The following is a 26,152-nucleotide window of genomic DNA, read 5'->3' as shown; positions in this document are numbered from 1 at the left end:
GTCACGTCCTGGAAACATCCAGGCCCGGCCCGGAAGTCGTCACACCCCGAAGATGTCAAGCTTCGCGCCAGGGATCGCCTCGAGGAGCTCACGCGTGTAGTCCTGCTGCGGGTGGTCGAACACCTCGTCGGTGGTCGCCTGCTCGACGATCTGCCCCGACTTCATGACGCAGACCTCGTCCGCGATCTGCCGCACGACCGCGAGGTCGTGCGTGATGAACAGGTAGCTCAGCCCGAGCTCGGCCTGCAGGTCGTTGAGCAGCGTGAGGATCTGCGCCTGAACCAGCACGTCGAGCGCCGAGACCGCCTCGTCGCAGACGATGACCTCCGGCTCGAGCGCCAGAGCACGCGCGACGGCGATGCGCTGACGCTGGCCGCCCGACAGCTCGTTGGGGTACCGGCGCAGGGTCGCCTGCGGCAGGGCCACCATGTCGAGGAGCTCACGGACCTTCTTCTCCCGGGACGCCTTGGTGCCGATGCGGTGCGTCCGCAGCGGCTCCTCGATGGTCCGGAAGATGGAGTACATGGGGTCGAGCGAGCCGTACGGGTTCTGGAAGATCGGCTGGACCCGACGCCGGAAGGCGAACAGCTCCTTGCGGCCGAGCGTGCTCATGTCCGTGCCGTCGAAGAAGACCTTGCCCGACGTCGGGTCGAGCAGGTTGAGCACGATGTTCGCGACGGTGGACTTGCCCGAGCCGGACTCCCCCACGAGCGCAAGCGTCGTGCCTGCCCGGAGCCGGAACGACACGTCGTCGACGGCCTTGAAGTCGGTGTGCGACCCCGGCCGCGCGCCGCGCAGCTGGAAGACGCGCGTGAGGTTCTCGACGCGCAGCACCTCGGCACGCTCTGTGCTGACACCGTCCCCGCCGGTCTGGGCGAGCAGCTCGGTGGCCTGGACACCAGCGGCCTTGGCGCTCTGGATCCGCCGCGACGCGAGCGACGGCGCGGACGCGACGAGCCGCTTTGTGTAGGGGTGCCGAGGAGCCGCGAGGATCTGCCGGGCGGGCCCGGACTCGACGACCTTGCCGCGGTACATGACCACGAGGTGCTCCGCACGCTCGGCCGCGAGGCCGAGGTCGTGCGTGATGAACAGGACAGCCGTCCCGAGCTCCTCGGTCAGTCCCTGCAGGTGGTCGAGGATCCGGCGCTGCACCGTGACGTCCAGGGCGGACGTCGGCTCGTCGGCGATCAGCAGCTGCGGGCGTGCCGCCAGGGCGATCGCGATGAGCGCGCGCTGGCGCATGCCACCGGAGAACTCGTGCGGGTACTGGGTGGCGCGCCGCTCGGCGTCCACGAGTCCCGCCTCGCTGAGCAGGCCGGCGACCCGGTCGGTCGCGTCGGAGCCCCTGACGGTGACGCGGACCTTCTCCGCGGCGTCGGGCAGGCCCGCCGCGCTCAAGATCGCGACGACCTGGCTGCGGGTCGTCGCGCCGACGACGAGGGCATCCGACGCCGCGCCGACGGCGGCGTGCGCCTGGTCGGCCCCGCGCGCGGCCGTGAGGGCGGTGCGAAGGTCGGCGAGCAGAGCCTTCTTCGCCTTGCGGCCCAGGTAGAGGTCGTCGCCGTTGGCGCCGACCTCGATCATCGCCTCGTCGGTGATGAGCGCCTCGGTGAGCGTGTTCCGCGTCGCCCGGCTGACGTCGACGTGGTTGGCCTTGAGGGCTTCCTTGACCTGGTAGCCGATCTTCCACACCGGGTTGAGGTTGGACATCGGGTCCTGCGGGACGAGACCGATCTGCTGGCCGCGCAGCGCGATGATCTCCCGCTTGCTCGCCTTCGTCACCTCGGTGCCGTTGAACAGGATCGAGCCGGCCGTGACCTTGCCGGTGCCCGGCAGGAGGTCGATGATCGCGTGCGCCAGGGTCGACTTGCCTGAGCCGGACTCGCCGACGATCGCCACGGTCTGGCCCGGGTAGATCGTCAGGTCGGCGCCTCGCACGGCGCGGACGGTGCCGCCGGCGGTCTGGAAGGAGACCTCGAGGTCACGCACAGCGAGCAGCGGCACGTCGCCGTGCCTGTGGTGCTGCGGGAGCGCCGAGGCCGGTGTGGTGAGGGAGTCCGTCATCGCGTCCGCGCCTTCGGGTCGAGGGCGTCGCGCACGGCGTCGCCCATCATGATGAAGCTGAGCACGGTCAGCGCGAGCGCCCCGGCCGGGTAGAACAGCACCGACGGCTGCGTGCGGATCGACGCCTGCGCGTGCGAGATGTCCGCCCCCCACGACATGACGGTGCCCGGCAGACCGATACCGAGGAACGAGAGCGTCGCCTCGGCCACGATGAACGTGCCGAGGGACACCGTCGCCGTCACGATGATCGGCGCGGCGGCGTTCGGCAGCACGTGCTGCACCAGGTTGCGGATGCGGGAGGCACCGAGGGCGGTCGCGGCCGTGATGAAGTCGGCGTTCTTGACCGACATCACGGCGCCGCGCGTGATGCGCGCGATCTGCGGCCAACCGAACACGCTGAGCACGAGGACGACGGTGACGACCGTCCGCTTCGTGCTGAAGACCTGCATCACGACGATGGCGGCCAGGACCAGCGGGATCGCGAAGAAGATGTCCGTGATCCGGGACAGCAGCGCGTCGAACCACTTGCCGTAGAACCCGGCCAGTGCCCCGACGATGCCGCCGAGCACGACCACCGCGATCGTGGTGAGCACGCCGACCGTCACCGACGCGCGTGCGCCGTAGATGACCCGCGAGTACACGTCGCACCCCTGGCGGTCGAAGCCGAACGGGTGTCCGCCGACAGAGGAGCCGAGGGAGTGCTTCAGCTCGCAGAACGTCGGGTCAACGCTCGTGAACAGACGCGGGAAGGCCGCCACGACGATGACGAGCAGGATGAGCACCGCCGACGCCCAGAAGATCGGCCGCACGCGCAGGTTCTGCCACGCGTCGTGCCACAGGCTCGCGGGCGGCGCGCTCTCGTCGACGCTGTCGACCGCGTCCAGCGCCACATCGAGCTGGGCGAAGAAGTGGTTCTGGTGGGGGCGGGCGACGTCAGACATAGCGGATCCTCGGGTCAAGGACCGCGTACAAGAGGTCCACGAGCAGGTTGGCGACGATGTAGACGATGACGAGCACCGTGACCAGGGACACGACGGTCGGCGCCTCGGACTGCTGGATCGCCCGGTAGAGCGCCTGGCCGACGCCCGGGACGTTGAAGATCCCCTCGGTGATGATCGCGCCGCCCATGAGGCCGCCCAGGTCCGCACCGAGGAACGTCACGACCGGGATGAGCGAGTTGCGCAGCACGTGCACCGTGATCACGCGGCTGTGGGACAGCCCCTTCGCCGTCGCGGTGCGGACGAAGTCCGCGCTCATGTTCTCCGCGACGGACGTCCGCGTCAGACGTAGCACGTAGGCGAACGACACCGATCCGAGCACGATCGCGGGCATCAGCAGCGTCCGCAGCGACACGTTCCCACCGACGGTCGTCGGCAGCCACCCGAGCTTCACGCCCATGACGAACTGCATGACGAACCCGATCACGAAGACGGGGACGGCGATGACGGCGAGGCTGACGAGCAGGAACGTCGCATCGAAGATGCCGCCCTTGCGCAGACCGGCGATCAGCCCGACGACGATCCCGAACACGGCTTCGAAGGCCAGCGCCAGGAACGCGAGCTTGATCGTCACGGGGTAGGCCGCGGCGATGAGGTCGCGGACCGGGCGACCGTTGAAGGCCGTGCCGAAGTCCCAGTGCAGCAGCCCCTTGAGGAACAGCACGTACTGCGTGAGGAACGGCTGGTCCAGGTGGTAGTGCGCCCGGAGCTGCTCGACCACCGCGGGGTTCAGACCGCGGTCCCCGCCGAGCGCAACGATCGGGTCGCCAGGCAGTGCGAAGACCATGAAATAGATGAGCAGCGTCGCCCCGAAGAAGACCGGGACCATCTGCAAGAGCCTGCGCCCGACGTACCAGGCCATCAGGTCTCCTCCTCGAATGGATAGGGGCGCGCCGACATGAGGCGACGGCGGGCCACTTTAGTCTGAGCCGACGCCGCTCGACGACTCGGGACATGAGAAGGGGCGGGGACCCGCGGGTCCCCGCCCCGTCTCGTCACTGCAAGGTCAGCTCTTGTGGACCTGGTAGAGCAGCGGGACGCTGTTCCACCCGAACTCGACGTTGCTGACCGTCGTGGCGGAACCGCCGGTCACGTTCGAGTACCACAGGGGGATGGCCGGGAGGTCCTGGAACAGGATCTCCTGCACCTTGTCGAAGACCTTGTTCGCGGCGTCGACCGAGGTGGCGGCCTGACCCTGCTTCAGCAGGTCGTCGACCTTCGGGTTCGTGTAGTCGCCGTCGTTCGAGCCGGCACCCGTGCCGTAGAGCGGGCCGAGGAAGTTGTACAGCGACGGGTAGTCCGCCTGCCAACCGCTCCGGAACGCGCCCTTGATGGTGCGAGCCGTGACGTCGGCACGCAGGGCCTTGAACGTCGGGTAGCTCTGACCGGCAGCATCGATGCCAAGGGTGTTCTTGATGCTGTTCGTCACAGCGTCGACCCAGGCCTGGTGGCCGCCGTCGGCGTTGTACCCGATCGTGAACGAGCCAGACCAGGGCGAGATCGCGTCAGCCTGGGCCCAGAGCTTCTTGGCCTGGTCCGGGTTGTAGTTGAGCACGTCCGAGCCCTTGATGGAGTCCGACCAGCCGGCGATGACCGGGGACGTGAAGTCCTTGGCCGGCGTGCGGGTGCCCTGGAAGATCGTGTCGGTGACTTCCTTGCGGTTGATCGACATCGAGAGCGCCTGGCGGCGCAGGTTGCCCTCGTCGCCCGTGAAGTGCGCGAGGTTCTGCGGGATCGTGAACGACTGGAAGATCGCGGCGGGCTGGTTGACAGCACGGTCGCCGAGGTCGGCCTTGTAGGTGCCGTACACGCTGTCCGGGACGTTGTCGAGGACGTCGAGGTTGCCCGAGAGCAGGTCCTGGTAGGCGGCGTCGAGGGTCGTGTAGAACTTGATCGACACGCCACCGTTCTGCGGCTTGCGGTCACCCGTGTAGTCCGGGTTCGGGACGAGGTCGATGCCGACGTTGTGGTTCCACGCCGTGTCCGACGCGACCTTGTACGGGCCGTTCCCGACCGGGTGCTCGCCGTACTGCTTGACCGAGTCGGCGCTCACGAGGGCCTCGGACGGCATCGGGTAGAACGCCGAGTAGCCGAGTCGCAGCGGGAAGTCCGCCTCGGGCTGCTTCAGCTTGACCGTGAAGGTCGTGTCGTCGACGACGACGAGGCCGGTGAGCTCGGTGTCCGCGTCGTAGCTGAACCCGTCGATGCTCTCGAAGAAGTAGCTCGACAGCTGGGCGTTGCTGAGCTTGGCCCCGTAGTTCCAGGCGTCCACGAAGTTCTTCGCCGTGACCGGGTCACCGTTGGTGAACTTCTGCCCCGACTTGATCTTGATCGTGTAGTTCTGCGAGTCGGTCGTCTCGATCGACTCCGCGGCGTCGTTGTGGGGGGCACCCTTGGCGTCGTAGTAGACGAGACCCGCGAAGATCAGGTCCTCGATCTTGCCGCCGCCGACCTCGTTGGTGTTGGTCGGGATGAGCGGGTTCTGCGGCTCGCTGCCCCAGGCAGTCACGATGCCGGTGCTGGTCGCAGCCTCGCTCGACGCCGCGGTGCTGGGAGATGCCGTGGTGCCTCCGCCGCTGCAGGCCGCGAGCGCCAGTGCGCCGACTGCGAGGCCGGCCACAAGGCCACCAATTCGCCTGATCTTCAATGTTCCTCCTGGGAATTCGGAACGCACCGGGCAGAGGAGCGTCGGCCGAGCATCCGGCCGACGTCCGACGGAGCACCGGTGTGCGCCATAGGTTGGTTTGAACGTTAGCGATCACCTACCGGACATTCGATGCAAGTCTGGCGGCAGTCTCGGATCGTTACATGATCGATACTGGACGGTAGCGTCCAGTATACGAGACTTCCGATGTGGCAACATGCCGGAAACGTCGGGTGACCTGCATGCGCGCGCGTCCGGTCGCGATGACACGGTGATGACTCACCGTCAACACGTTGCATGACTCCGCGGGCGGCCTGCCTGCGCGATGGTGCGGCCGCGTCGCGCGTTCTCCTCCACGCGGCACGCCCGAAGGAAGAGCGATCGTGGGCGGTCGGTGAGAGGTTGTCTTCCATGTCCCCACCTGAACCGAAAGCCGAGCTCCACCGGTATCTCCAGGCTGCGCGCGAGGCGCTGCTGTGGAAGCTCGAAGGCCTCCCTGAGTACGACATCCGCCGCCCGCTCACCCCGACCGGCACCAACCTGCTCGGACTCGTCAAGCACGTGGCGAGCGTCGAGCTCGGGTACTTCGGCGAGACGTTCGGGCGGCCGTCTGACGAGCCGCTGCCGTGGCTCGCGGCGGATGCCGAGCCGAATGCGGACATGTGGGCCACAGCCGAGCAGTCGCGTGCCGACGTCATCCAGCTGTACCGCCGCGTGTGGGCACACTCCGACGCGACGATCGCGGCACTCGACCTGGACGCCATCGGCCACGTGCCCTGGTGGCCCTCCGAGCGGAACGAGGTCACGCTGCGCCGGATCCTCGTTCACATGGTCGCGGAGACCAACCGGCACGCCGGACACGCGGACATCGTCCGCGAGCTCGTCGACGGCGAGGTCGGGCTGCGCGCGGACAACGACAACATTCCGCCGGTCGACGAGGCCTGGTGGACGGACTACCGAGACCGGCTCGAGCGCACTGCCCGGGAGGCATCCCCGAGCGCGCCGGCGCCTGGTCCCTCGGCCTGACCGCCCGGCTCAGATCCAGCGCCGACGCCTGAAGATCCTGTAGAGGACGACGCTGACCAGTCCCATCAGGGTGAGGGCGAGGGGATAGCCCAACGCCCAGTGCAGCTCGGGCATGTGGTCGAAGTTCATGCCGTAGACGGTTCCCACCAGCGTGGGAGCGAAGAGGATGGCCGCCCACGCCGAGATCTTCTTGACCTCCTCGTTCTGGGCGTTGCTCGCCTCGCTGAGCGACTTCATCTCCTCGTTCTGCCGCTGGGCGACGAGGGTGGCGTTGACCGTGAGGATCTCGCGCAGTGCCGTGCGAAAGCCCTCGATGCGCTCGGTGATGTGGGTGACGTGGTCAGCGACGTCTCGCAGGTAGCGCTGCAGCTCCTCCTCGACCGCGTACTTGGCGAACCCGGCGATCAGACCCGCGAGGATCCCGCTGAGGGGGTGCACGGCCCGCTGGAACTCCACGACCTCTCGGGAGAGCTCGTAGATGCGGCGGGACACGTGCGGCTCACCGAGGAAGACCTCGGTCTCGATCTCGTCGATGTCGTTCTCCAGACCAGCCACTACCGGCGCGTACCCGTCGACGACCGCGTCCAGGATCGCGTAGAGGACCGCCTCGGTGCCCAACGCGAGCAGATCGGGGTCCGCCTCCAACCTGCGGCGGACCGCCGCGAGGTCAGGCGACTCGCTGTGCCGGACGGTGACGACGAACGCCGGACCGATGAACAGGTGCAGCTCGCCGAACTCCACCTCCTCGACATCGTCGAGGTAGCGGGCGGCGCGCAGCACCACGAACAACGTGTCGCCGTACCGCTCGAGCTTGGGGCGCTGGTGAGCCTCGTTGGCGTCCTCGATCGCCAGCTCGTGCAGCCCGAACTCCCGCGCCAGGGAGTCGAGCTCGGCCGCGGTGGGCCGGTAGAGACCGATCCACGCCATCGTCGCGTCCTGGGCTTCCAGGGCGCGGTAGGTCGCCGGGAGGGACGTCGGCGAATCCACCCGCTGACCACCGCCGTAGATCGCGCTGTCGACCATGCTGCTGCTCGGCCTCGGCGCCGAACCTGCCACGCCGACGCCGTTCCTGGCATCTTCAGCAGGAGCGTCGGACCTGTGCGGCCGACCAGTCAGCGCACGAAACGGCAGGCGACGGGGCTCGGGCATGGTCGGTCCTCCAGCGGGCACGGGTGGGATGTCGGATCGTTGCCCCGACCCCACTCCGACTGTCGCCAGCGCCCATGCGGGCACGGATGAGCTAGGGCAGTCCGCCAAGGAGGTCGAGGGGCTGCGTACTAGGAGGGTCGCTGCGCATGCGACACCACCTCCCGATCTCCGCTTCGTCCGGGGCCAACCCAAACCCATGGCCGCAGGTCACCGCGGCCGCCACCGAGAGTAGTCCCGCCCCCGAGCTCAGGCGGTGAAGCGGAGCTCCATGACGCCGCGTCGCCGAACAACGCCGAGCGCGCAGGCACGCGTGAGCTCGCCGGACCGGACCTCGAGCGCCGGGCTCACGTCCTCAGCTGAGCCAGGTGCCGGCGTATGGCCGCAGGGCCGGAGGCGTTGAGGACGATCGCCACGATGCCGACCGGTACGGCGATCACCAAGGGGCCGACGTCCACGCCGTCGGCCACCGCGAGGAGAAATCCGACCAGCGCCGGAGCTTCCGCGACGGCGATGCCCCGAAACACCGCAACACCGAGGGGCGCGGCGACGCCCTTGTCCGTGAGACCCGGGCGTGCAGCTCTGTCGAGCGCGCTGCTCGTGATCCACCGAGACCCGAACCACGACACGAGACCGAGCGCGACGCCGATGAGCACTCCGCGGCTGCGGACCGAGCCGTGCGGCACGACGACGAACACGCACAGGGCCGAGATCAGCACGAGCGCGCTGCAGAAGGCGATGGTGATGAACGTGAACGTGCGGATGATCTGCTCGTCGGACACGGGCGGCGGGGGCGACGCGGGCGTTCTCATGCCGCGATCCAACACCGAAAGACCGCGGCAGTCCGGCGAAACGCCTGCACGTCGGGCGCCGAGTGCCTCACACGTTGAAGCGGAACTCCACGACGTCGCCGTCGTGCATCACGTAGTCCTTGCCCTCGATGCGGGCCTTGCCGGCCGCGCGCGCCGCGACGATCGAGCCGGCCGCGACGAGGTCCTCGAAGCCGATGACCTCGGCCTTGATGAAGCCGCGCTGGAAGTCCGTGTGGATCACGCCCGCGGCCTGCGGGGCGGTCCAGCCCTGGTGGATCGTCCAGGCTCGCGTCTCCTTGGGCCCGGCGGTCAGGTAGGTCTGCAGGCCGAGGGTGTGGAAGCCGACGCGCGCGAGCTGGTCGAGACCGGGCTCGGCCTGGCCGTTGTCGGCGAGCATCTCCTTGGCCTCGTCGGGCTCGAGCTCGACGAGCTCCGACTCGAACTGGGCGTCCAGGAAGATCGCGTCGGCCGGGGCCACGAACGCACGCAGCTCGTCCTGCATCGCGGTGTCGGCGAGCCCGGCGTCGTCCGTGTTGAACACGTAGATGAACGGCTTGGCCGTCATGAGCTGGAGGCGCGCGAGCTGCTCGGGGTCGATGCCCGCCTTGGCTGCGCCCTGGGCCAGCGTCTGGCCCGTCTCGAGCAGTGCCTGCGCCTGCTGGGCGGCCTCGAGCAGCGCGGCGTCGGCCTTCTTGGCGCGCACGTCCTTCTCGAGCCGCGGCACGGCCTTCTCGAGCGTCTGGAGGTCCGCGAGGATGAGCTCGGTGTTGACCGTCTCGATGTCGTCCTTGGGCGAGACCCGGCCGTCCACGTGGACGACGTCCGGGTCCTGGAACACGCGCGTGACCTGGCAGATCGCCTCGGCCTCACGGATGTGCGCGAGGAACTTGTTGCCGAGCCCCTCCCCCTCGCTGGCGCCCTTCACGATGCCGGCGATGTCGACGAACGACACCGTCGCGGGAAGGATGCGCTCGCTGCCGAAGATGCCCGCGAGCACCTCCAGGCGTGGGTCCGGGAGCGGCACCACACCCACGTTGGGCTCGATCGTCGCGAACGGGTAGTTCGCCGCGAGAACCTGCGCGCGGGTCAGGGCGTTGAAGAGGGTGGACTTGCCGACGTTGGGCAGGCCGACGATGCCGATGGTGAGTGCCACGGCGCGAATTCTACGGGGCGTCCACAGGCCGGTCGGCCGTCAGGCGAACGAGACGAGGGTCTGGAGGAGCTGCGGGGCACGCCGGTCGTACAGGTCGCCGCCCAGGCGCACGCCCACGACGAGCAGGGTCGACCCGAGGCCGACGCCGACGACGAGCGCCAGGACGCCGAGCAGCGCCGAGCCGGTCACGACGGCCGCGATGCCCAGGGCCACCTCCGGCAGCACGAGCGCGATGAGCACCAGCCCGCCGAGGCTCTGCGTGACGAGCGAGGCCGTCGAGCCACCCTGCTTGGCCGAGAACGGGCTCTCCCCCACCTGCGGGACCTGGTACACGACGCGTGCCGAGATCACGCTCGCGACCCCGAGCGCCGAGGTCTGCAGGCCGAGGGCGATCCCCAGGATCGGGGCGGCAGCGTCCCATCGATCAGCCACGGCGACCGACAGCAGCGTCATCACGATCACGACAGGCACGCCGATCAGCCCGGCCGCGAGCACCCGTCCGGCCCGGTCGACCCGCCCGCGGATCGGGGCCGCGACGTGCATCCAGAACGCCGTCCCGTCGTAGGCGACGTCCGCGGAGATCGACCACCCCAGCATGTACGCGACCACCGGCCCGACCGCGAGCGTCGCCGATCCGCCCCGGAAGGCGAACCACAGCACGACCGGCACGAAGGGCACGAACGCGACGCTGATCGCGTACCGAGGGTCGCGCGCCCAGTAGGTGAGGCTGCGCGCGGCAACAGCGCCGGTCGGCGATGCCGGGAGTCGTCCGAAGAAGCCGAGACCGTGCGTGCGCGTGGGCGTCCGCCCGTGCCCGGGCCCGCGGACGAGCGTCGCGTCGAGGCCCCACGACCAGGCTGCGACGAGCGCTGCCAGGGTCGCCGCGCTGATGACGACCTTGAGCACGGCGGCACCCCACAGGCCGTCGGCCGCGTCGGCAGCCAACGCCCACGGAGCCCCGAAGGGTGTCCACCCGGCAGCGCGAGCGATGCTCGGCCACACGTCCTCGGCGGAGGCGATCCCGCGTGCCAGCACGTTGAGGATCGGGCCGAGCAGGAAGAGCGGCAGGAGCACGACGGCCGCGACCACCTCGCGGAACCGTCGACGGGTCACCAGCGGGGCGAGGAGGGTCGTCGTCGCCCGCGCGCCGACGACGCACGTCGCGAGCGCGAGCACTGCTCCGACGAGCGCGAACGGCACCGCGACCGGGTGCTGGCGCCAGGTGGCAGCCGTCGTGAGCGCGACCAGCGCCGTGGTCACACCCGGGACCCCCACGACGCCCGCGAGCGCGAGCCCCGTCAACAGAGGACGGCGCGGGATCGGGAACGTGGCGAAGCGGGCCGGGTCGAGCGTCTCGTCGACGCCGAACGCGAGCACCGGCAGGACCCACCAGCCGAGCACGAGCAGCCCGCCCGCGAGCACGAGGACGGTCCGGATGAACTCCGCATCCTGCGTGCTCAGCACGACCAGCCCGATCAGTGCGCCCGTGACGATCCCGAGCCCGTACAGCGCGGCGACGACGAGCCCGACGACCTGCCAGGCGCTGCGTCGCAGACCGTTGGCGAGCAGTCTCAGCTTGAGTCGGACGAGGTGCGCAACCACGCGAGGCCCTCTCCGTTCGAGCGACCACCGACGAGCTCGACGAACCGGTCCTCGAGCGTCTGGCCCGCGCGCACCTCGTCGACCGGCCCGGCTGCGAGCACATGACCCGCGGCGATCACCGCGACGTGGTCGCACATCCGCTGGACCAGGTCCATGACGTGCGAGGAGACGATGACCGTCCCGCCCGAGCGCGCGTAGGCCGTGAGGATGTCCCGGATGTTGGCGGCCGAGATGGGGTCGACGGCCTCGAACGGCTCGTCGAGGACGAGCAGGCGGGGTGCGTGCACGAGGGCGCACGCGAGCGCGATCTTCTTCGACATGCCTGCGGAGTAGTCGACGACCAGCGTGTTGGCGTCCGCCGCGAGGTCGAGCGTCGCGAGGAGGTCGGACGTGCGCGCCGCGACGGTCTCGCGGTCCATGCCCCGCAGGAGGCCGGCGTACGTGATGAGCTGCGCGCCGGTGAGCCGGTCGAAGAGCTTGACGCCGTCGGGCAGCACGCCGAGCAGCGCCTTGACCCCCACCGGATCGGCCCACAGGTCGCGGCCCTGGACCACGACCTGGCCGTAGTCGGGGCGCAGCAGCCCGGTCGCCATGGACAGCGTCGTGGTCTTGCCGGCGCCGTTGGGGCCGACGAGCCCGTAGAACGACCCGACCGGCACGACGAGGTCGATGCCCGCGACCGCGATCTTGTCCCCGAACTTCTTCCACAGGCCCCGGACCTCGAGCGCGGGCGGCACCGGGACGTCGGGAAGGGGCATCGGGCCAGGATAGGCGGCCTGACCAGGTCGACGAGGCGATTCGCGGCACCGCTCGCCGGGTCGTGCCGGCGCGCCCGGGTGCCTGTCGGACGTGCCTGGCAGGCTGCGTGGCATGGAGCTCTGGACTGCTGGTGCCGCGTTGCTGGTCGGGGTAGCCGTCGGCGTGCTCGTCGGCTGGATGGCCCGGGCGTCGGCGGCGAGCGACCGGCTGCGCGCCGCCCAGGTCGACGCGGCGCAGTCGCGTGCGCGGCTCGACGCCGAGCGGGCCGCGCACACCGAGCGGCTGGCGGCCCTCGCCGCCGACAACGACCGGCAGTCGGAGCAGTTCCGCGCGCTCGCGGCCGACGCGCTCGCGAACAACAACGAGCAGTTCCTCGCGCTCGCCCATCAGCGGCTGTCCGCGAGCCAGCAGACCCAGGTCGGCGAGCTCGCGCAGCGCGAGCAGGCGGTCAAGGCGCTCGTCGAGCCGTTGACCCGGACCCTCGAGGCGGTGCGCACCGAGCTCACCACCGCCGAGAAGGCGCGCCTCGAGGGGCACGCTGCGCTCGGCGAGCAGGTCCGGGCGATGCGCGAGTCCTCCGAGCACCTGCGCAGCGAGACCGCGCAGCTCGTCACGGCGCTGCGCTCGTCGCAGGTGCGCGGTCGGTGGGGTGAGCTGCAGCTGCGCCGGGTCGTGGAGTCGGCCGGCATGATCGCGCAGGTCGACTTCGTCGAGCAGAGCCAGGTCCGGACCGACGACGGCCTGCTGCGGCCCGACATGGTCGTGCGGCTCGCGGGCGGCAAGAACGTCGTCGTCGACGCCAAGGTGGCGTTCCTCGGGTTCCTCGAGGCGACCCAGACGACCGACGAGCGGGTGCGGGTCGAGCGGCTGGCCGCGCACGCCCGCCACATGCGCGCCCACATCGACGACCTCGCGGGCAAGCGGTACTGGGACCAGTTCGCCCCGGCCCCCGAGTTCGTCGTGATGTTCGTGCCCGCCGAGTCGTTCCTGCACGCGGCGCTCGAGCAGGACCCCGGCCTCGTCGAGTACGCGTTCGAGCGCAACGTGGTGATCGCCTCCCCCATGACGCTGCTCGCGCTGCTGCGCACGATCGCCTACGCGTGGCGTCAGGACGCGCTCGCGTCGAACGCCCAGGCGGTCCTGACCCTCGGCAAGGAGCTGCACGGGCGACTTGCGACGATGGGCCTGCACCTCGCCAAGCTCGGCCGGTCGATCGACGCCGCAGCGGGCGCCTACAACCAGACGGTGTCGTCGCTCGAGACGCGCGTGCTCGTGAGCGCCCGCCGGTTCGCCGATCTCAACGTCGTCGACGGGGACCTGCCCACGCCGGCACCGGCGAATCCCCAGCTGTCCGCGGTGAGCGCACCCGAGCTCGTGGCCTCGGTGACCGAGCAGGTCGTCGCGCTCGACGACCTCACCCCGAGCACCTCCACCGCATCCGCCGCATCCGGCTCGTGAGAAGTCGCGCACGACGTCCGTTCCACCCGCAATGATGGTGGTATGACCGATGTCACCGACTCCGGGACTGCTCGCGTCCTGACCACGGCGGCGCCCGGCGTCGTGAGCGTGTTCCTCACGACGGTGCCTGTCGACGGGCTCGACCGATACCGCGTGGCGGACGCCGGGAACGCGCTCGAGGTGGACTCGGGGCTCGTGGGGATCGACGTCGACGTGCTCGAGGTCGACGGCTTCGTCGAGGACGCCGACGACCCGGTCGCCGAGCTCCGCGGCTACTCAGCGGGTGAGTCGTTCGCCGACGCGGCGGCGCCCGATCTGGGCCGGTTGCGCAGCGACGACCACACCGGACTCGTGCTCGTGTACGACCACGACGCTCGACGCGGCGCGGGCGTCCGTGCGGGATCGGGCCTGACGCTCGTGGGCGTCTACAGCTACGACTGGCAGACCTGACCGTCGGACCTGTTGGCCGACGTATCAGTCGCCGGTCCGGGCACTCCTTCACCGTGTCGTACAGCCGTAAGCCGGTTCGTCCGGCGCACGGCCCCTCATCGATGAGTGGAGGACGTTGTGCCTGGACACTTCACGCACGTCTACACCGCACGACAGCTGGCCGACTGGCTAGCGCACCAGGAGTCGTTCAACCCCCTCGACACCGGTGAGGGCGTCCCGGGCATCTTCGGCGGTCTCCAGGGCCTGGATCCCGCTCGCTGCAGCGCGGTGATGACCAAGTGGCCCGTCTACACGAACATCGGTGCGATCGGGCCCGACCTGTTCTTCTTCTGCCAGGACTACGGCAGCGGGCCGCTGGCCGCCTTCGAGTTCCAGGACGACCTGATCATGCTCGCCATGGCCGTCTACTACTGGGTCGACAAGGCCAAGGACGAGGAGTGGGAGCCGCTCCTGGCGATCCTCGCCGAGGTCGACCAGACGTTCGCGCGGATCGTGCGCCTGCTCATCAAGCTCAAGAAGATCTGGGACGACTTCGTCAAGGTCTGGGACGCGACCATCGGCCCGATCGTGGACACGGCCACCGAGATCCTCGACGACCTCACCGGCGGGATCCTCAGCGCAGCCGGGCAGGCCATCGACGAGCTCATCACCGCGCTCAAGCTGGTCGCCGAGGAGGAGCTGCTCACGTTCGCGGACATATTCTCGTGGTTCTCGCTGAAGATGCGGGCGGGCTGGGACGAGCAGTCGTTCGTGTGGAGCGACATGCTGCATTACCGCAAGACCACCGAGATGGCACGCAACCTGTTCCTCGAGGCCCAGCGCCAGTTCGAGGAGGATGGCGACGCGGACAAGCTCGAGCAGTTCCAGGCGTTCAACCTCGGGTGGGTCGCCCATCTCGGCACCGACACGATCGACCACTCGTTCGTCAACGAGCAGTGCGGCGGCCCGTTCCGCACCCACTGGCAGCGCCACCACCTCATCGAGAACCACATCGACGCGTGGAACTACCGCCAGGCGGGCGACGGCGGCCTGCTGGCCTCGGACCCGCTCGCGGCGAACGAGGTGTACCCCGACCTGTCCCGCAGCGCCTTCGTGTACGCGGTCGCGCTCGACGACGAGCACCCCAACGGCTGGACGCGACCGGCGACGCTGCCCGAGGACCAGGCAGCCGCGAAGGACGCCGTCGACCAGGACGGCTTCATGCCTGCGTGGCTCGCCGACGGCATCGTGCGCGCCCTCATCGCCACTTACCACGACGGCGACTCGGTCGAGCCAGCGAACCTCGGCGGCGGGCTGTTCCAGCTCGGGCTCGGCGGCGTCAAGGGCAGGCTCCAGCAGATCCTCGACGACGCCGGCATCCACCTCGACCAGCCGCTCGACGACGTGCTCGCGGCCGTCGCTCCCGATCCGGGATTCGGCGTGCCCCACGGTTACCCGCTGCCGTGGCAGGTCCAGACGTCCTACCGGTTCATGATCAGCTTCTACCGCCTGTCGTTCTGGGGCGGCTTCGACCTCGACAAGCCCAAGAAGCCGGACTTCATCATCTGGCCCCCGGCGAGCGACTTCGAGGATCTCGCGAGCGTGCCGGACTTCAGCGGGCCGAGCAGCGGCGACCCGCTGCAGGACGTCTGCTCGGCGATCAAGTCGTTCTTCGACTGGCTGGCGCACGAGGCGGAGGCCATCGCCAAGCTCGTCGGCGACCTCATCAAGGCCGTGCTGAGTCCCGGCACCTACCCGATCCGGTGGGGGCTGTACCAGCTGGCCATGTGGGCGTGGGACATCGTCAACAACACCCACGAGATCCTCGCGCACACCGGGTTCCTGCTCCCGCACGGAGAGCTCAGCAAGGACGGCGAGCTCGTCCAGCCCAACGAGATCGACCACTCCCTCATCCAGCTCGGCAACACCGTGGACCAGGCGTTCCTGCAGGCCCTCGCCGACGCGACCGACCCCTTCGGCAACCTCGACCGAGACCCGTCGCTCATCGTCGAACCGACCAACCCGCGCAACGACCAGTACCCGTTCCTGCCGGTCCGCCCGCGCCAGCTCGGCAGCGAGGACGCCGACGAGTTCCACCGGCCCTGGGCCTACCCGATCCTGTCCCGGCGGCCCGACGGCCAGCTCTACGCCACCCCGACCGAGGTCTCGGACGTCCAGGCCGAGCTGGACCACGCCCACGTCGACCTCCGGACCCAGGCGCGCGTGCACAAGATGCTCGGCACGCACGAGGGCCGGACCGTCTCCGGGCCCTACCCCAGTGGCGCGCTGCCGCACGACGTGTTCTTCCGGACCGACAAGCCGGTCACGCCGGGCGAGCGTGCGGCGTACGAGCGAGCGCCCGCCCCTGCGGTCACGGACGCGCTCAACGAGCAGGCGATCGGGCGCGACCCCGCGACCGACCACAGCCCGCTCGGGGACGCCATCCCCTTCAGCGCGTACCTCATGGGCCGCGTCCTGGACCCCGACCTCGGGCCGGTCCCCGACTTCAACCTCGACGCGGACCGGGGCTACGGCTACCGCTGCTGGGACTGGATCCGCGGGGACGCGACGGGCGAGAACGGACGGCACAAGCCGTACCCGAAGCCGGTCGTCGAGTCCGAGGGCAGCCCCGACTGGCACGGCGCGTCACCCGACGCCGTCCAGCAACCGATCCGCACGCGCTACCTCGACACCGTGAGGGGAGACGAGTGATGTCGCACCACGACGACGACACGCGGGCACGACGCGACGGGCACCCGCACGACCACGAGCACGGGCACGGGCACGAGCACCTCGGCCGGCACCCCGACGGGTGTCGCTGCGGCTGCCGCACCGAGGCGGTCGCGCGCCTCGTCGAGAGCGTCATCGAGCTCGTCGGCGACCCGTGCGACTGCGGGTGCACGGACTGCCGGCAGCACGGTTGCCGCAGCGAGCACGACGGCTGCGGGCACGGTCACGGTCACGGCGACGGGCACGGCGACGGCGGGGGGCGTCCCACGCGGCACCCCGGCACGAACGACGGAGGTCTCGGCGACCCCCTGACACCGGGCGACCTGCACCACCCACCCGGCCGAGGCCACTGGCCCGGCGACCGCAAGGACATGGCACTGCCGTACCTGTTCATGCGCGCGAACCCGGGCGACACGGGGACCCGCCCGGTCGTCGGACCGTTCTGGGAGAGCCCTGACGTCTACATCCTCGCGGGCGTCCACCCGGCCGTGGCGCCCGCCATCCCCCCACAGCTGGGGCAGACCGCCCTCGCAGGCGCCGACAACACCGTGTACGCGCACGTCTGGAACCTGGGCCACCAGGCGGCGCGCGAGGTCATCGTCGAGTTCTCCTGGTGCGACCCGTCGCTCGGGTTCAACCCCGTGGGCGCTCACCTGATCGGCTCGACGGTCACCTGGCTCGGCAAGCGCGGCGAGCCCGACTGCCACAAGGTCGTCAAGTGCCCGGAGAGCTGGGCGGCGTCGTACCTCAACGGCGGCCACGAGTGCCTGCTGGTGCGCGTGTGGGACGTGTGCGCCGACCCGCTGACGACGCCGGAGTGGGACGCGTCGATCAACCGTCACCTCGGCCAGCGCAACATCCATGTGGTGCAGGCCGGCGGGTCGCCGGCAGGCCCGGTCAAGCTCTCGGTCGGGCAGCTCTTCGGCCGGGCGGCGACGATCACGGTCGCGCGCCACGCCCCGACGACGATGCCGTGGCTGCAGCTGCACGGCGGCGTGCGCGGTCAGTTCCCCGGGCAGGCCGTCGGGACCGGCGCGCTGACGCTCGGCGCCCCGGGCCAGCTCGGCGGGACCGGCCCCATCACGGCAACCGGCGACGACGCGCACGTCATGTTCGCGACCGGCGACGCGCCTCCTCCACCCGGACAGGCGCACGTCTACCGCGTCACGGCACAGCAGCAGGGCGCCGTCGTCGGCGGCTACACGGTGGTCCTGATGGGCTGACGCACTCAGACGGGCTGGACGCCGAGCTCGTCGCGGGACTCGCGGCGCGGACGCTCGACGGGCGTCCCGGCCTTCTTGAGGTCGGCGCGCAGCTCGCGCGGCAGCGAGAACATCAGGTCCTCGGTCGCGGTGCGGACCTCCTCGACGTCGGCGAAGCCGTGGGTCGCGAGGCTCGCGAGGACGTCGCGCACGAGGATCTCGGGGACCGACGCCCCCGACGTGACGCCGACCGTGGTCGCGCCCTCGAGCCAGGCCGGGTCGATCTCGGCGGCGGTGTCGATGCGGTACGACGCGCGCGCACCCGAGTCGAGCGCCACCTCGACGAGCCGCACCGAGTTCGACGAGTTGGCCGAGCCGACGGTGAGGACCACGTCGCACTCCGGAGCCAGCTTCTTGACGGCGACCTGGCGGTTCTGCGTCGCGTAGCAGATGTCGTCGCTCGGCGGGTCCTGCAGGGTCGGGAACCGCTCGCGCAGGCGCCGCACGGTCTCCATGGTCTCGTCGACGGACAGGGTCGTCTGGGAGATCCACACGACCTTGTCCGGGTCGCGGACCGTCACCGCGTCGACCTCGTCGGGCGAGTTGACGACCTGGATGTGCGCGGGCGCCTCGCCCTGGGTCCCCTCGACCTCTTCGTGGCCCGCATGACCGATGAGCAGGATGTCGTAGTCGTCGGACGCGAACCGGACCGCTTCCTTGTGGACCTTGGTGACGAGCGGGCAGGTCGCGTCGATCGTCACCAGGGACCGGGCGGCCGCCGCGGCGTGGACCGCCGGGGACACGCCGTGCGCCGAGAACACGACCCGTGCGCCCTCGGGCACCTCGTCGGTGTCGTCCACGAAGACCGCACCGCGCGCAGCGAGCGTCTCGACGACGAACTTGTTGTGGACGATCTCCTTGCGCACGTAGACCGGTGCGCCGTGCAGGTCGAGCGCCTTCTCGACGGCGATCACTGCGCGATCGACGCCTGCGCAGTAGCCGCGCGGGGCCGCCAGCAGGACGCGCTTGCGGCGCAGGGGCTCGGTACCGGGGTTCACCCCCTGAGTCTAGACAACGGCGCACGCGGGCCTTCCGCCGCCACCGACGACAGCGGGGAGGGCTGTCCCACCCGCATGACAAAGTTGGGGCGTGACGGATCACGCGGTGGGCGCGCTGCCCGAGAAGGCGATCGAGACGACCGCCGAGCGGCCCTGGCCGGTCCGCCTGCTGTCGGCGAAGATCTCCGACTACGTCGCCCGGATGTCGCCCGTGTGGGTCGAGGGTCAGATCGTCCAGCTCAACCGGCGGCCCGGTGCGGGCATCGCGTTCCTCACGCTGCGCGACACCGACGCCGACATGTCGCTCCCGGTGTCCATGTCGGCCGGCGTCCTCGCGTCGGCCACGACGCCCCTCGCCGAGGGCGCCCACGTCGTCGTCCACGCGAAGCCGGTGTTCTGGACCAAGCGCGGGACGCTGCAGCTCAGCGCGGACGACGTCCGGGCGATCGGGGTCGGTGAGCTGCTGGCCCGGATCGAGCACCTGAAGCGGGTCCTCGCCGCCGAGGGCCTGTTCGACGCCGACCGCAAGGTCCCCCTGCCGTTCCTCCCCCGCGTCGTCGGCCTCGTGTGCGGGCGCGAGTCCAAGGCCGAGCACGACGTGGTCGTCAACGCCCAGGCCCGCTGGCCCCAGGTCGAGTTCGTCATCCGCGAGGTCGCGGTGCAGGGCGTGGGCGCGGTGCCGCAGGTCAGCGCCGCGATCGCCGAGCTGGACGCCGACCCGCGCGTCGAGGTCATCGTCGTGGCCCGTGGTGGCGGCGCGGTCGAGGACCTGCTGCCGTTCAGCAACGAGACTCTCGTCCGGGTCGCCGCCGCGTGCCGCACGCCACTGGTCAGCGCCATCGGCCATGAGACGGACACGCCGCTGCTCGACCTGGTCGCGGACTACCGCGCGTCGACCCCTACCGACGCTGCCAAGCGCATCGTGCCGGACGTGACCGAGGAGCGCGCACGGCTCGTGCAGGCCAGGTCGCGGATGCGCGCGGGGCTCACGCACCGGTTCGCGCGCGAGCAGGCCGGGCTCGACGCGCTGTGCAGCCGACCCGTCCTCGCGACGCCGGCGACCCTCGTCGACGGACCTGAGCGCGAGGTGCACCGTCTGCGGGCCGCCGCAGGCAGCGCGCTCGACCGGGTTCTGACCAGCGCTGCGGGGCAGTGCGGCCGGCTCGCCGCGCAGGTCCGTGCGCTCTCGCCGGCAGCGACCCTCGAACGCGGGTACGCCGTCGTGCAGCGGGCCGACGGCGCCGTGGTGCGCGACCCGGCCGAGGTGGCCCTCGGCGACGCGCTCCGGGTGCGGGTCGCGCGCGGCGAGCTGCACGCGACGGTCACCGGCCGGTAGCCGCCCGGCCGGTTGCGGCCGACGCTGAGCGCGGAAGCGGTCGCGGGGCGTGGGCGGCGCCTGGTTGACTGTGCGCGTGCCGACGAAGCCTTCAGCGGGAGCCTCTCAGCCCGCACCCACCCAACCTGTCCCGAGCGAGCCCACGAGCCCGCGACCCGACGCCATCGACCTCACGGGCCTGAGCTACGAGCAGGCCCGCGACGAGCTCGTGTCCGTCGTGGCCCGCCTCGAGGCAGGTGGCGCGAGCCTCGAGGAGTCGCTCGAGCTGTGGGAGCGCGGCGAGGCGCTCGCCGCACGGTGCCAGGAGTGGCTCGACGGTGCGCGCAGGCGGCTCGATTCGTCGCGCGGCGACAGCTCAGCGACGCAGGACGAGGCCGACACCGACGCGCAGCAGCCGGGCGGTGCGCGATGACGCACGACGACGCGACGACCGGAACGACCGTCCCCCGCGCGCTGGTCGTCGGCGAGGCCCTCGTCGACGTCGTGCGCCGCACCGACGGCTCGGTCGCGGAGCACCCGGGCGGCAGCCCGATGAACGTCGCGATCGGGCTGGGCCGGCTCGGGCGCGGTGTCGACCTGCTGACGTGGCTCGGCGACGACGCCCGCGGCGACGCGGTGCGCCGCCATCTCGCGGCCTCCGCGGTGCGGGTCCTGAAGGGCGACACGTCACCCGCGTCGACCTCGGTCGCCACCGCGATCCTCGACGCCGACGGCGTCGCGACCTACGACTTCGACCTGGCCTGGGACCTGCCCGCGCAGTGGGAGGAGCCCGCCGCCGACCCGATCGTCGTCCACACCGGGTCGATCGCGGCGGTGCTCGCGCCCGGAGGGTCGGCAGTCCTCCGGCTCGTCGCGGCTCACCGCGCGACGTCGACCATCACCTACGACCCCAACCTGCGCCCCGCCCTCATGGGGACGGCTGAGGCGACGCGTCCCCGCGTGGAGGCGCTCGTCGCGCTGGCGGACGTCGTCAAGGTCAGCGACGAGGACCTCGAGTGGCTGCACCCCGGTGTCGCGCCGAGCGACATCGCCGAGGAGTGGGCGCGTCTCGGGCCCGGGCTCGTCGTCGTGACGCACGGCGGTGACGGTGCCTTCGCGTGCACCGCGGCAGGGGTGCGGCTCGCCGTCCCTGCCCCGCGCGTCGAGGTCGCCGACACCGTCGGGGCCGGCGACTCGTTCATGGCGGGCCTCATCGACGGGCTGTGGTCGGCCGGGCTGCTCGGAGCGAACCGCCGCGGTGCCCTCGCCGACGTGGACGCAGCGACGCTCCAGCGGGTGCTCGCCCGGTGCGCGCGCATCGCAGCGATCACCGTGTCGCGGGCGGGCGCGAACCCGCCGTCGTCCACCGAGCTGGGAGAGGGCTGACCATGACGATCACCCCCGCCGAGGCCTGGAACGCGCTGCGCGACGGCAACGACCGATTCGTCCGCGGGGCGATGGAGCACCCCTCGCAGGGCATCGACCACCGGGCGTCGCTCAGCGAGCAGCAGCACCCGTTCGCCGTGATCTTCGGGTGCTCCGACAGCCGAGTCGCCGCCGAGATCATCTTCGACCAGGGGCTCGGTGACGTCTTCGTCGTCCGCACGGCGGGTCACGTCCTCGACACGACGGTCATCGGCTCGATCGAGTACGGCGTCGAGCTGCTCGGCGCGCCGCTCGTCGTCGTGCTGGGCCACGACAGCTGCGGCGCCGTCGCGGCGGCCACGACGGCGCTGACCACCGGTGAGCTGCCGCGAGGCTTCGTGCGCGCGATCGTCGACCGCGTCATCCCGAGCATCGTCAACATCGCCGGCGGCGAGGACAGGCGTGCGCTCGCCTCGTTGTCCGCGGCCGAGCTCGGCCACGAGCACGTGCGGCACACGGTGGAGATGCTGCGCGGCTACTCGGCTGCGCTCGCGGCAGCGGTCGACGAGGGCCGGTGCGCGATCGTCGGCCTGGAGTACACGCTCGCCGACGGCCGGGTGCACGTCGCCGAGACGCTCGGAGACATCGGCGCCTGAGCCGCGGGCGGCGACCTGCGTTCCTCCGCCGGAGTGCGTCGGCCACGGGACGCGTCGCGTCGGCTACCCGGGGCGATGCAAGAATGCCGCCCATGAGCAGCGACGCAACGACGGGTCCCGGTTTCCGCATCGAGCACGACACGATGGGTGAGGTCCGCGTCCCCGCGGACGCGCTGTACCGCGCGCAGACGCAGCGGGCCGTCGAGAACTTCCCCATCTCGGGCACGCGCCTCGAGCGCAGCCACATCGAGGCGCTCGCCCGCATCAAGCGGGCCGCAGCCCTCGCGAACGCCGAGCTGGGGGTCCTGGACGCCAACCTCGCGGCCGCGATCGTCGCCGCCGCCGACGAGGTCGCGGCGGGCCTGCACGACCGGGACTTCCCGATCGACGTGTTCCAGACCGGTTCCGGCACGTCGTCGAACATGAACGCCAACGAGGTCATCGCGACGCTCGCGACCGCACGCCTCGGCCGCGAGGTCCACCCGAACGACCACGTCAACGCCTCGCAGTCGTCGAACGACGTGTTCCCGACCTCGGTGCACGTCGCGGCGACGGCCGGCGTCGTGCACGACCTCATCCCGGCGCTCGATCACCTCGCGGGCGCACTCGCCGCCAAGTCGAGCGAGTTCGCGGACGTCGTGAAGTCCGGCCGGACGCACCTCATGGACGCGACGCCCGTCACGCTCGGGCAGGAGTTCGGCGGGTACGCGGCGGCCGTCCGCTACGGCATCGAGCGTCTGCAGACCGCACTGCCCCGCGCGGCCGAGGTCCCCCTCGGAGGCACGGCTGTCGGCACCGGCATCAACACCCCGGCCGGGTTCCCGCAGCGAGTCATCGCGCTGCTCGTCGAGGACACCGGCCTGCCGCTGACCGAGGCGCGTGACCACTTCGAGGCGCAGAGCGCGCGCGACGGTCTCGTCGAGCTCTCCGGTGCGCTGCGCACGATCGCCGTGAGCCTGACGAAGATCTGCAACGACCTGCGCTGGATGGGCTCGGGGCCCAACACGGGCCTCGGCGAGATCTCGATCCCCGACCTGCAGCCCGGCTCGTCGATCATGCCCGGCAAGGTCAACCCCGTGATCCCCGAGGCCGTGCTCATGGTCGCCGCCCGCGTCGTCGGCAACGACGCGACCGTCGCGTGGGCGGGCGCGAGCGGGTCGTTCGAGCTCAACGTGCAGATCCCCGTCATCGCGCTCGGCGTGCTCGAGTCGATCCGACTGCTCAGCAACGCGACGCGCCTGCTCGCCGACAAGACCGTCGTGGGCATCACCGCCAACGTCGAGCGGGCGCGCGCGCTCGCCGAGTCGTCCCCGTCGATCGTCACGCCGCTCAACCGGGTCATCGGCTACGAGGCCGCCGCGAAGATCGCCAAGCACTCCGTGAAGCAGGGGATCACCGTGCGCGAGGCCGTCGTCGACCTCGGCTACGTCGCCCGCGGCGAGGTGACCGAGGCGCAGCTCGACAGCGCCCTTGACGTGCTCAGCATGACGCGCAAGCCCGTCTGAGCGGCTCCCTGCTCAGGCCGGTCAGCGGGCAACGAGCGTGAACTCCTCGACGCCGGCGTTCAGCTCGGTCGCGACCCGGCTGAGCTCGCCGACGACGAGCCGCACCTCGGCAGCGCCGTCGAACGACTGCGACGCGGCCTGAGCCACGGCGCCGGCGCTCTGGGCGATGTCGGTGGAGCTGTCGGCCGCGACGATCAGGTTGCGCTCGATCTCCCCGGTCGTGGCGGTCTGCTGCTCGACGACGACCGACATGGACGACTGGTGCGCGTCGACGGTCGCGATCGACAGCGAGATCCGCTCGACCGCCGACCGGACGTCGGCTGCGTCCCGGGAGACGGCCGCGAGCACCGGTTCGATGGTCCCGATCGCGGCGGACGTCTGCTCGGCGAGCTTCTTGACCTCGCCGGCGACGACGGCGAACCCCCGGCCCGCCGTTCCCGCGCGCGCCGCCTCGATGGTCGCGTTCAGCGCGAGCAGGTGCGTCTGCGTGGCGATCGACGTCACGGTGTCGAGGACAGCGGCGATCTGCGACGACGAGTCGCCGAGCCGCGCAGCGATGACCGCCGCCTCAGCCGTCGCCCCGACGGCTCGGTCGGCCTCCCCCGAGGCCGCGTTCACGTCGTGGGCCACGGACTCGATCGACGCGCGCATCTCGGTCATCGCGGCGGTGACCGCCTGCAGCTCGGTGCTCACGACGGTCGCGCTGCGGGCGGCCTCGTCGGCCTGCGTCACCGTCTGCCCGGCGACGCCCTCGAGGGTGCCGCTCGACCCCTCGAGCCGCCCGGCCGTCGCCTGCATCGCATCGGCCCCGGCCTGCATCCGTCCGATCGCGGCGCGCATGCCGTCGATCGCCTCGCCGACGGCGTCGCCCATCACGCCGATCTCGTCGCGTCCCTCACCGCGGACGTCGAAGGACAGGTCGCGTGCCGCGACGCGGCGCAGGGCCTCGGTCAGCCGGCCGACCCGCGCCACGATGCGTCCGGAGGTCAATACGACGACCCCGATCGCCAGCGCGGCGACGACGAACCCGGCAATGAGCAGTGTGCGCACGAGCTGCGACGTCCCTGCGTCGAGGCGGTCTGGAACGGCGCGGAGATCCGCGTCGAACCCCCAGGCGGCGATGGTCCAGCCCCAGGGGGCGTAGCGGCTGACCTCGACCTTCGCGCCTCCGCCGGTGCCGAGGGCGACGCGTTCGGAAGCGACGTCGTGAGGTGCGAGCGTCGCTGCGGCGTCGATCAGGCGTTGCGCATACGGCGCGCCGGCGGCGTCGACCGCGTCGAGGGCCGGACCCTCGCTCGCGCCGGGCGGCGGGACGACCCAGGTCCCGTCCGCTGCAAGGACCGTCAGGTAGCCGTGGTCGCTGACCTTGACGCCCGCGAGCGCGGTGCGCAACGGTGCGTCGACGGCCGACTGCGGCGTCCCGACGAACAGGGCACCGACGACCTTCGAGCCGATCATCAGGGGTGCGTACGCCGTCACGTACGCCTGTCCGACCACCTGGGCGTTGCCGAGGTACGGCTGGCCCGCCAGCAGAGCCGCGACGACTGCGTTGGGTGTCCCGTCGGCTCCGACGGGACTGATCACGGTGCCGATGGCCCGGGTGCCCTCGGTTGTCTTGACGGTCGTCGCGACGCGCAGCATCGTGCCGGCGTCGTCGACGCGCTGGAACACGGTCGTCGCGGCGCCCAGCAGATCGGCGATGTCGTCGACGAGCGGAGACAGGGTCGCGGGGTCCGAGTTCTGACCGAAGCCCACCCCGCCGACGAGCATGCGCGGCAGCGCGACGTCGGTGGTCGCCCCGGTGCTCGCGTCCTTCACGGACCAGGTCTCGGGCTCGCCGAACGTGAGCGCACCGCGCAGGGCGAAGCTGGACTGTGCGACGAGCAGCTCGGACCTCATCCGGTCCTGGACCGTCGCGACCTGCGTCTCGACCAGTGTCATGGCCTGGTCGGACGTCTGGTGCAACGAGGCGGTCGTGAGCCTGTCGATGTCGACGCCCGCGCTCAGGGCCAGCCCGGACACCTGCAGGCCCCCGATGGCGGTGAGCAGCACGGCCGTCAGGACGACCGCACCCGCTCCCGTGGCGACGAGCTGAAGACGCAGGCTGGAACTCAGCCGGGCTGATCCGCGACGCATGGTCGGACTCCTGGTGACGGCGCTGGGACGTGAAGAACGCCCACAGCTGCCCTCCGTGGCACCAGTTCCATCGGCTGCCCGGGTCCGGTCGTGA

General features: G+C 71.0%; 22 protein-coding genes. 10 read left to right on the top strand and 12 right to left on the bottom strand.

The genetic code is table 11. From position 1 onward, the window contains the following. Window positions 1-39: 39 nt before the first annotated feature. The 4 genes from VFW79_RS04710 to VFW79_RS04695 form a co-directional block, all read right to left on the bottom strand. Window positions 40-2,064 carry an ABC transporter ATP-binding protein gene (locus VFW79_RS04710; protein ID WP_329676158.1) on the bottom strand — a complete coding sequence of 675 codons (2,025 nt, stop codon included), beginning with the start codon at window positions 2,062-2,064 and terminating at the stop codon, window positions 40-42. Beyond that, window positions 2,061-3,005, bottom strand: coding sequence for an ABC transporter permease (locus VFW79_RS04705; RefSeq protein WP_329676157.1), 945 nt, complete (start codon window positions 3,003-3,005; stop codon window positions 2,061-2,063). The genes VFW79_RS04710 and VFW79_RS04705 overlap by 4 nt, the downstream gene beginning before the upstream one ends. Continuing rightward, complete coding sequence (locus VFW79_RS04700; protein WP_329676156.1) at window positions 2,998-3,924, bottom strand: ABC transporter permease; 927 nt, start codon at window positions 3,922-3,924, stop codon at window positions 2,998-3,000. Before VFW79_RS04700 ends, VFW79_RS04705 begins: the two co-directional genes overlap by 8 nt. Before the next feature lie 144 nt (window positions 3,925-4,068). Beyond that, window positions 4,069-5,709 carry an ABC transporter substrate-binding protein gene (locus tag VFW79_RS04695; RefSeq protein ID WP_329676155.1) on the bottom strand — a complete coding sequence of 547 codons (1,641 nt, stop codon included), beginning with the start codon at window positions 5,707-5,709 and terminating at the stop codon, window positions 4,069-4,071. 408 nt (window positions 5,710-6,117) lie between these two features. Between VFW79_RS04695 and VFW79_RS04690 the strand changes: the two genes are divergently transcribed. Next, window positions 6,118-6,732 carry a DinB family protein gene (locus tag VFW79_RS04690; RefSeq protein WP_329676154.1) on the top strand — a complete coding sequence of 205 codons (615 nt, stop codon included), beginning with the start codon at window positions 6,118-6,120 and terminating at the stop codon, window positions 6,730-6,732. Between the two features lie 9 nt (window positions 6,733-6,741). On the opposite strand, the gene VFW79_RS04685 is transcribed toward VFW79_RS04690, so the two are convergent. The 5 genes from VFW79_RS04685 to VFW79_RS04665 form a co-directional block, all read right to left on the bottom strand. Next, window positions 6,742-7,755, bottom strand: coding sequence for a magnesium and cobalt transport protein CorA (locus tag VFW79_RS04685; protein WP_329676153.1), 1,014 nt, complete (start codon window positions 7,753-7,755; stop codon window positions 6,742-6,744). A gap of 470 nt (window positions 7,756-8,225) precedes the next feature. Further along, window positions 8,226-8,690 (bottom strand): hypothetical protein, encoded by a 465-nt coding sequence (locus tag VFW79_RS04680; RefSeq protein ID WP_329676152.1) that lies wholly within the window; start codon window positions 8,688-8,690, stop codon window positions 8,226-8,228. Window positions 8,691-8,757: 67 nt separating this feature from the next. Further along, on the bottom strand, window positions 8,758-9,843 hold the full coding sequence (gene ychF, locus VFW79_RS04675; RefSeq protein WP_329676151.1) for a redox-regulated ATPase YchF: 1,086 nt from the start codon (window positions 9,841-9,843) through the stop codon (window positions 8,758-8,760). Window positions 9,844-9,882: 39 nt separating this feature from the next. Then, complete coding sequence (locus VFW79_RS04670) at window positions 9,883-11,445, bottom strand: hypothetical protein (RefSeq protein ID WP_329676150.1); 1,563 nt, start codon at window positions 11,443-11,445, stop codon at window positions 9,883-9,885. After that, on the bottom strand, window positions 11,415-12,203 hold the full coding sequence (locus tag VFW79_RS04665; RefSeq protein ID WP_329676149.1) for an ABC transporter ATP-binding protein: 789 nt from the start codon (window positions 12,201-12,203) through the stop codon (window positions 11,415-11,417). Before VFW79_RS04665 ends, VFW79_RS04670 begins: the two co-directional genes overlap by 31 nt. Window positions 12,204-12,315: 112 nt before the next feature. Between VFW79_RS04665 and rmuC the strand changes: the two genes are divergently transcribed. From rmuC to VFW79_RS04650, 3 genes are all read left to right on the top strand, one after another. Continuing rightward, window positions 12,316-13,662, top strand: a complete 1,347-nt coding sequence (rmuC, locus tag VFW79_RS04660; RefSeq protein ID WP_329676148.1) for a DNA recombination protein RmuC — start codon at window positions 12,316-12,318, stop codon at window positions 13,660-13,662. Between the two features lie 42 nt (window positions 13,663-13,704). Next, window positions 13,705-14,112, top strand: coding sequence for a hypothetical protein (locus VFW79_RS04655; protein WP_329676147.1), 408 nt, complete (start codon window positions 13,705-13,707; stop codon window positions 14,110-14,112). 117 nt (window positions 14,113-14,229) lie between these two features. Then, window positions 14,230-16,803 carry a hypothetical protein gene (locus VFW79_RS04650; protein WP_329676146.1) on the top strand — a complete coding sequence of 858 codons (2,574 nt, stop codon included), beginning with the start codon at window positions 14,230-14,232 and terminating at the stop codon, window positions 16,801-16,803. On the opposite strand, the gene VFW79_RS04645 is transcribed toward VFW79_RS04650, so the two are convergent. After that, entirely contained in the window at window positions 16,773-17,054 is a 282-nt protein-coding gene (locus tag VFW79_RS04645) for a hypothetical protein (protein WP_329676145.1), read from the bottom strand. The genes VFW79_RS04650 and VFW79_RS04645 overlap by 31 nt on opposite strands. Before the next feature lie 138 nt (window positions 17,055-17,192). Between VFW79_RS04645 and VFW79_RS04640 the strand changes: the two genes are divergently transcribed. After that, window positions 17,193-18,044 (top strand): hypothetical protein, encoded by an 852-nt coding sequence (locus tag VFW79_RS04640; protein ID WP_329676144.1) that lies wholly within the window; start codon window positions 17,193-17,195, stop codon window positions 18,042-18,044. A gap of 5 nt (window positions 18,045-18,049) precedes the next feature. Here VFW79_RS04640 and VFW79_RS04635 read toward each other — a convergent pair whose 3' ends face one another. Continuing rightward, window positions 18,050-19,081, bottom strand: a complete 1,032-nt coding sequence (locus VFW79_RS04635; protein ID WP_329676143.1) for a 4-hydroxy-3-methylbut-2-enyl diphosphate reductase — start codon at window positions 19,079-19,081, stop codon at window positions 18,050-18,052. 91 nt (window positions 19,082-19,172) lie between these two features. Here VFW79_RS04635 and xseA point away from each other — a divergent pair, with 91 nt between their 5' ends. From xseA to VFW79_RS04610, 5 genes are all read left to right on the top strand, one after another. Then, a complete protein-coding gene (xseA, locus tag VFW79_RS04630) occupies window positions 19,173-20,417 on the top strand; it encodes an exodeoxyribonuclease VII large subunit (RefSeq protein ID WP_329676142.1) in 1,245 nt (414 codons plus the stop codon). A 163-nt stretch (window positions 20,418-20,580) separates the two neighbouring features. Next, on the top strand, window positions 20,581-20,829 hold the full coding sequence (locus VFW79_RS04625) for an exodeoxyribonuclease VII small subunit (protein WP_329676180.1): 249 nt from the start codon (window positions 20,581-20,583) through the stop codon (window positions 20,827-20,829). Then, window positions 20,826-21,782 (top strand): carbohydrate kinase, encoded by a 957-nt coding sequence (locus VFW79_RS04620; RefSeq protein ID WP_329676141.1) that lies wholly within the window; start codon window positions 20,826-20,828, stop codon window positions 21,780-21,782. Before VFW79_RS04625 ends, VFW79_RS04620 begins: the two co-directional genes overlap by 4 nt. Before the next feature lie 2 nt (window positions 21,783-21,784). Further along, window positions 21,785-22,417 carry a carbonic anhydrase gene (locus VFW79_RS04615; protein ID WP_329676140.1) on the top strand — a complete coding sequence of 211 codons (633 nt, stop codon included), beginning with the start codon at window positions 21,785-21,787 and terminating at the stop codon, window positions 22,415-22,417. A gap of 92 nt (window positions 22,418-22,509) precedes the next feature. Further along, entirely contained in the window at window positions 22,510-23,922 is a 1,413-nt protein-coding gene (locus VFW79_RS04610; RefSeq protein WP_329676139.1) for a class II fumarate hydratase, read from the top strand. Window positions 23,923-23,943: 21 nt separating this feature from the next. Here VFW79_RS04610 and VFW79_RS04605 read toward each other — a convergent pair whose 3' ends face one another. After that, window positions 23,944-26,058 carry a methyl-accepting chemotaxis protein gene (locus VFW79_RS04605; protein ID WP_329676138.1) on the bottom strand — a complete coding sequence of 705 codons (2,115 nt, stop codon included), beginning with the start codon at window positions 26,056-26,058 and terminating at the stop codon, window positions 23,944-23,946. Window positions 26,059-26,152: the final 94 nt, after the last annotated feature.

This window comes from Cellulomonas sp., from assembly GCF_036279715.1.
Lineage (GTDB): Bacteria > Actinomycetota > Actinomycetes > Actinomycetales > Cellulomonadaceae > Cellulomonas_A.
Note: the sequence above shows the minus strand (reverse complement) of the source record. Positions and strands in the feature narration are given on the sequence as shown.

What these genes read in the sequence shown, in the direction of transcription:
- VFW79_RS04710 (WP_329676158.1), bottom strand. Translation starts at nt 2,064, where the DNA reads ATGACGGACTCCCTCACCACACCGGCCTCGGCGCTCCCGCAGCACCAC.
- VFW79_RS04705 (WP_329676157.1), bottom strand. Translation starts at nt 3,005, where the DNA reads ATGTCTGACGTCGCCCGCCCCCACCAGAACCACTTCTTCGCCCAGCTC.
- VFW79_RS04700 (WP_329676156.1), bottom strand. Translation starts at nt 3,924, where the DNA reads ATGGCCTGGTACGTCGGGCGCAGGCTCTTGCAGATGGTCCCGGTCTTC.
- VFW79_RS04690 (WP_329676154.1), top strand. Translation starts at nt 6,118, where the DNA reads ATGTCCCCACCTGAACCGAAAGCCGAGCTCCACCGGTATCTCCAGGCT.
- VFW79_RS04685 (WP_329676153.1), bottom strand. Translation starts at nt 7,755, where the DNA reads ATGGTCGACAGCGCGATCTACGGCGGTGGTCAGCGGGTGGATTCGCCG.
- VFW79_RS04680 (WP_329676152.1), bottom strand. Translation starts at nt 8,690, where the DNA reads ATGAGAACGCCCGCGTCGCCCCCGCCGCCCGTGTCCGACGAGCAGATC.
- VFW79_RS04665 (WP_329676149.1), bottom strand. Translation starts at nt 12,203, where the DNA reads ATGCCCCTTCCCGACGTCCCGGTGCCGCCCGCGCTCGAGGTCCGGGGC.
- rmuC (WP_329676148.1), top strand. Translation starts at nt 12,316, where the DNA reads ATGGAGCTCTGGACTGCTGGTGCCGCGTTGCTGGTCGGGGTAGCCGTC.
- VFW79_RS04655 (WP_329676147.1), top strand. Translation starts at nt 13,705, where the DNA reads ATGACCGATGTCACCGACTCCGGGACTGCTCGCGTCCTGACCACGGCG.
- VFW79_RS04640 (WP_329676144.1), top strand. Translation starts at nt 17,193, where the DNA reads ATGGCACTGCCGTACCTGTTCATGCGCGCGAACCCGGGCGACACGGGG.
- VFW79_RS04620 (WP_329676141.1), top strand. Translation starts at nt 20,826, where the DNA reads ATGACGCACGACGACGCGACGACCGGAACGACCGTCCCCCGCGCGCTG.
- VFW79_RS04615 (WP_329676140.1), top strand. Translation starts at nt 21,785, where the DNA reads ATGACGATCACCCCCGCCGAGGCCTGGAACGCGCTGCGCGACGGCAAC.
- VFW79_RS04610 (WP_329676139.1), top strand. Translation starts at nt 22,510, where the DNA reads ATGAGCAGCGACGCAACGACGGGTCCCGGTTTCCGCATCGAGCACGAC.
- VFW79_RS04605 (WP_329676138.1), bottom strand. Translation starts at nt 26,058, where the DNA reads ATGCGTCGCGGATCAGCCCGGCTGAGTTCCAGCCTGCGTCTTCAGCTC.